This is a genomic window from Paenibacillus forsythiae T98 (genome assembly GCF_000520735.1).
Lineage (GTDB): Bacteria > Bacillota > Bacilli > Paenibacillales > Paenibacillaceae > Paenibacillus_AQ > Paenibacillus_AQ forsythiae.
Window position 1 is genome coordinate 1 of record NZ_ASSC01000382.1, and the last position, 5,010, is coordinate 5,010.

General features: G+C 53.3%; 7 protein-coding genes and 1 pseudogene. All 8 read right to left on the minus strand.

Features of this window, described 5'->3' with window-relative positions; all coding sequences use genetic code 11:
• Nucleotides 1–267, minus strand: a pseudogene (locus L692_RS0112280) (SAM-dependent methyltransferase); the annotation flags it as partial.
• A 64-nt stretch (nt 268–331) separates the two neighbouring features.
• On the minus strand, nt 332–700 hold the full coding sequence (gene yabA / locus L692_RS0112285; protein ID WP_025700247.1) for a DNA replication initiation control protein YabA: 369 nt from the start codon (nt 698–700) through the stop codon (nt 332–334).
• 29 nt (nt 701–729) lie between these two features.
• Nucleotides 730–1,530 (minus strand): PSP1 domain-containing protein, encoded by an 801-nt coding sequence (locus tag L692_RS0112290; protein WP_025700249.1) that lies wholly within the window; start codon nt 1,528–1,530, stop codon nt 730–732.
• Between the two features lie 186 nt (nt 1,531–1,716).
• Complete coding sequence (holB, locus tag L692_RS0112295) at nt 1,717–2,691, minus strand: DNA polymerase III subunit delta' (RefSeq protein WP_025700251.1); 975 nt, start codon at nt 2,689–2,691, stop codon at nt 1,717–1,719.
• Nucleotides 2,692–2,709: 18 nt separating this feature from the next.
• Nucleotides 2,710–3,153 carry a YaaR family protein gene (locus L692_RS0112300; RefSeq protein WP_025700252.1) on the minus strand — a complete coding sequence of 148 codons (444 nt, stop codon included), beginning with the start codon at nt 3,151–3,153 and terminating at the stop codon, nt 2,710–2,712.
• Between the two features lie 101 nt (nt 3,154–3,254).
• Nucleotides 3,255–3,584: a cyclic-di-AMP receptor gene (locus tag L692_RS0112305; RefSeq protein ID WP_025700253.1), complete on the minus strand. Its 330-nt coding sequence runs from the start codon at nt 3,582–3,584 to the stop codon at nt 3,255–3,257.
• A 74-nt stretch (nt 3,585–3,658) separates the two neighbouring features.
• The gene (gene tmk, locus L692_RS0112310) at nt 3,659–4,300 is read right to left on the minus strand and encodes a dTMP kinase (RefSeq protein WP_025700255.1); all 642 of its coding nucleotides are present in this window, start codon (nt 4,298–4,300) and stop codon (nt 3,659–3,661) included.
• 106 nt (nt 4,301–4,406) lie between these two features.
• Nucleotides 4,407–5,010: Orn/Lys/Arg family decarboxylase (locus L692_RS0112315; protein WP_025700257.1), on the minus strand; the 604-nt coding region annotated here is incomplete at its 5' end.

Sequence of the window (5,010 nt, forward strand, 5' to 3'; positions counted from 1 at the left end):
GCGGGCCATATCGGCCAGGCGGGGCTGGATTTCGATTCCCTCAATAACCGCAGCGGTGCGGGTCGTCAACAGCAGCGGAATCACTCCATTCCCCGTACATAAATCCAGCAGCCGGCCGCGCGGAGGCACGGAAGCGAATCGGGCCAGCAGAACGGCATCCATGGAGAAGCTGAATACCTCATCGCTCTGGATAATATGCAGATTATGCGTAAGCAGATCGTCCACACGCTCCGAAGGAAGCAGCGGAACCTCATTCAAACGGCTCATAATTCGTCTCCTATTTCAAAATTCAAAAAAACCGTAGGCAGCGTACTCCTACGGCTGAATATTCTTATTTATTGAGGAAAGACAGGCAGAACAGACAGTCACCTTCTGTACGAAGATGTCCAAAATTCACGTTGCAAATGTGAAAGCCCTCATGATACAACCGTGCCAGATTATCATAGCCCTCGCCGACAACCTCATCCTGGCCGCTCTCGCTTTGAGCGGGGAGCTTCTCGGGATTCCGGTTCTCCGAAGAAGAACCTCGCGGAGCTTTTTTCTTCAAAATCTTGCGCAGCTGCTCATTTTCCAGCGTCAGGCGCTGGTTCGCTTCCATCAATTCCTTAACCGCCTGCTTCCAATCTCCAAGATTAAGGCGCATCGTTTCCATTTGCGCTTCGATCTCCTGAATGTGTGCGAATATATTTTTCTTTTCCAAGTTTCCACCCCGAAAGTAACCTTAATGGTCTACTTGACGACAACATCATCCATTGGAAGTTCTTTTACTTTGCCCATATCAAACAACTGGACATGCACCGAGCGGCTCCCTGCATTCAAGCCGACCACCTTGCCTTCACCCAGCGAAGTGATTACCAGCTTGCCTACCGCAGGCAGCTCTTCTTTAACGCTTTCGTAATTGTCATGCTCAAATTTCAGACAGCACATCAATCGTCCGCATAGTCCGGATATTTTGGTCGGATTCAGCGAAAGGTTCTGATCCTTGGCCATCTTGATCGACACCGGATCGAAATCTCCCAGCCATGAAGAGCAGCAGAGCACTCTTCCGCATGGCCCGAGGCCGCCGAGCATCTTGGCTTCATCGCGGACACCGATTTGGCGAAGCTCGATGCGGGTACGGAAGATACTGGCCAAATCCTTGACTAGCTCCCGGAAATCAACCCGGCCTTCAGCCGTAAAGTAAAAAATAATCTTGTTGCGGTCAAACGTAAACTCCACATCCACCAGCTTCATTTTGAGGCCGTGATCGCGGATTTTATTCAGGCAGGTTGTAAAAGCGTCTTTGGCGGCCTGCTTGTTCTCCTCTACCACGCGCGCGTCCACATCTCCGGCAATACGCATGACTTTCTTAAGCGGCAGTACGACATCGGCTTCCTGAACCTCTTTCTTGCCTACGACAACCCTGCCATATTCAATCCCTCGCGCCGTCTCGACGATCACGCATTGCTCCCGTTCAATCGGAAAGTCCAAAGGATCGAAATAATATATTTTACCCGCCTTTTTGAAGCGGACACCGACTACGCTGTACAACAAAATTAACCTCCTTGTCTGCCGGTGAAGGAACCCCAGCAAGTCCGCTCCATGATGTTCCATGCCTGTTCTTCCTTAACCGTTAGCGCAAGAAGCATAGCTTATCCTTATATTATGAACAATACCGGTCTCAGCCGTCCCCCTTGAAGGCTGCTGGTACAAAAAAGCATGGGTGATCGGTATCCTTCAGCTTTCCAGACGTATCAAAAACTGCTCCAGGCATAGCTGGGCATTGACATTAAATCGCAGCTTCTTCTTACTCTCGGCGGCATAATCCATATAGGCTACCCACTCCGAGGGAGTACGCGTCCTGGCATAATTGGAAATGGAGTCCAATTGATCTATAAAAACGATGCTTTCATGTTTTCGGTACAGGAAGTAGAGCATGTCTTTAAACCATAGATGGAACATACTGAAACAGGTGTCCAAATGCTCACCAAGCCCGGTCTTGAACAGCTTGTGACCCGCGGTCGCCACCGCCGAGCCGTTCTTGCCCAAAGACTCCTTCGCTAATTGTAACACTAGATTTCTTATTTCTGCAAACCAATTCTGCGCCAGAAGCTCTCTACATCCTTCCAGTCCCGAGGTCAAAGAGGCCGCGCAGCGAGCAAGGGGAGCGGAGACTCCCTCGTCTGACAGCACCTGCATCATCATCTCCGGGGACAGCGGAGCAAACGGGATGCGCTGTGTCCGCGACTGGATGGTCGGCAGCAGCGATTGGTTGTTATCTGCAATAAGAATAGCTACTGCGGGCACGGGAGGCTCTTCCAGAAACTTAAGCAGGCTGTTGGCCGCCTGAACGGTCATTTTTCCCGCTTCGTCTATAATGTATACTTTGGGATTGCCTCCCTCCGCCCGATAGGAGAAGACCCGCTGCAAGTCGCGGATCTGGTCGATTTTGATGCTGCTGCCTTCCGGCGACAGTATTTTAAGATCCGGATGGTTGCCATGCTCGACCTTGCGGCATTCCAGACATTCACCGCAGGCGTCATCCTGGAGTGTTGTACAAAAAATCGCTTGAGCGAGCGCAAGCGCCGTCTTCATCTGGCCGCTGCCCGCCGGGCCGCTGAACAAGTACGCATGACCCAGCGTACCCTTGCGCAGCGAATTTTGCAAAATACGCTTGGCGGTTGTCTGTCCCAATATATCACCAAAAGGCATAAGTTCCTCCTATAGCCATCAAAAAGAAAGATTAATCAGCATCCCGCGGATTTCCCCAACCTTGCTCAGCAGATCAATTCGCCCCTGCTCGCTCTCCAGCAGTTCGTCCGCAAGGCCCAGCAGCGCGGTGTCGATTTCCTCCAGCAGCTTGTACCTTTTGCCGCGCCCTCTCCGGTCCCAGCCCTTTGTTTCTTTGAGCGCTACGCCGCGGCGCGCCGTTTCCTCCAGAAATTTCTTGACCATTACCCGGTAAATCGTCAACTCGCGTATCGTCATGGATTTGGAGAGGCGTTCCCCCTGGACTTGAATCTCCTGAATTCGGCGGGTTATCTCATCCCGTGTCGCCTGCTCGCCATGCTGCTGAAGCACATCGGAGAACATTTTTCGCGATACCGGCTTATTCATATTCTCGCTTGGAGGCAGCTCATTTTTCAAAGGCCTGAAGTTCGGATTGATCTTCATCGGGCGCTCACCGCCTTTCTTTACTGTTCTAATCCATCGTTATCGTTTCACGGAAACGGCCGCCGCCTTCAAGCGACGGTCCGGCCATTTCCCTCTGCTTCTTAATAATGCTCAAACCGGTCAACCGGCAGCACGAACACGGTTGCTCCGCCCACTTGAACCTCGACTGGAAGCGGCAGATAGGAGTCCGTGGTGCCGCTCATCGGGGTTACGGGTGTAACCAGTTGTTCGCGCACCTTGCAGCTGTTGCGGATAACGCCGAGTACGGTTTCAACCTGACTGTCTTCCACCCCGATCATAAAGGTGGTGTTTCCCGCCCGCAAAAATCCACCCGTGCTCGCCAGCTTGGTTGCGCGGAAATTGGCTTTGACCAGTTCACTGGACAGACGGTTGCTGTCCTTGTCTTGGATAATTGCAACAATCAGTTTCATCTTTACATCTCCTCCTTGCGTTATGGTTAACAGGCAAAACGGCTGCTTTAATACATTATATTAGACAAAGCTCCTCAGAAGTCCTTTAACAGCTTATGCTCAAGTGTGCTCACAAGCTCCCGCTCGATGACATGCAGCGGACGATTGGCATCCAGCGTCACAATTCGTGCCGGGTCTGCTTGTGCGATCATCTGATACCCTTCTCTTACCTTCCGATGAAAAGCAAGGCTCTCCATATCAAGCCGGTTGAACTCCCGTTCTCCGTTCGCCGAAATCCTCCCAAGCCCCACCTCCGGCTCAATATCGAGATAAAAGGTAAGGTCCGGCGTTCGTCCGCCGGTGGCAAACTGGTTGATCGCCCGTACCTCCTCCATACCTAGCCCCCTGGCGTAGCCCTGGTAGACAAGGCTGCTGTCCACAAAGCGGTCGCACAGCACGATAAGCCCTTCTTTCAGCGCAGGCTCCACTCTTTCCGCCAAATGCTGGCTTCTTGACGCCGCATACAGCAGCGCCTCGGTACGCGCATCCATCGCTGTATGAGCAGGGTCCAATATGATGGAGCGGATCTTCTCGGCGATTTCAATGCCGCCCGGCTCGCGGGTAATCAAATAGGGAAGGGAACGGTTCTGCAGATAAGCGGCCAGCCTGCCCGTAATCGTCGTTTTTCCTGATCCTTCTCCGCCTTCAAGCGTAATAAAAAATCCTTTCCGGCCCAATTGCGCTTCTCCGCCTTTCTTTCATACAAAATTAAGTCGTTCTTTGGGGTCCACGCAAAGCGCCTGAACAGATTTCACAGCCATATCTTTTCATTGTGGAGTTGTTTTATATCTTTTCTTGAATGGAATATACTTTTATTACCCGTAAAGTCGGGTCCGACGCTGCCTGGAACCTTGCCCCTGCCCCCGTCAGCCTATGCAACCTGCGGCTTATTTCCTCGGTAATCACCTCGCCCGGATACAGCAGCGGTATGCCCGGCGGATAAGGAACCACCATCTCGGCCGCCACTCTGCCTTCGCTCATCCCAAGCTCGACCCATTCCGTTTCCGCCTCGCGAACAGGCTTTAAGGAGAACTGCACCGGCTCGGAGATGAGGCTGCTGCCAAAAATGTTCCACGTGGAAACATGGGTGGAAGCGTCGGGGACCTGCCCCGTAGGGCAGTCCCTGTCAATCTCCCGCAGCGCCGCAAGCAGCCGCTCGGCATCTTCTACCCTGGAGCCGAGGCTAAAGAGCAGCACCACATGCCGCTCATCGCTCATTTCCGGCACGCAGCCTCTCTTCTCGAGCTCGGCCTGCAGCTCGAACCCGCTCAGGACCCCGGTGGCGTCATAGATGACGGCTTTGAAGGGGTCCTGTGTGCCGTAGGCGCCGCGCGTGCTTCGCGGCGCCGTCACTGGGGCGGAGGCCGGCGCTTCGCCTCCGCCGGGC

Excerpts from the sequence above, each read along its gene's own strand:
- holB (WP_025700251.1), bottom strand. The coding sequence starts at position 2,691 with ATGCCTTTTGGTGATATATTGGGACAGACAACCGCCAAGCGTATTTTG.
- L692_RS0112300 (WP_025700252.1), bottom strand. The coding sequence starts at position 3,153 with ATGAAGATCAATCCGAACTTCAGGCCTTTGAAAAATGAGCTGCCTCCA.
- L692_RS0112305 (WP_025700253.1), bottom strand. The coding sequence starts at position 3,584 with ATGAAACTGATTGTTGCAATTATCCAAGACAAGGACAGCAACCGTCTG.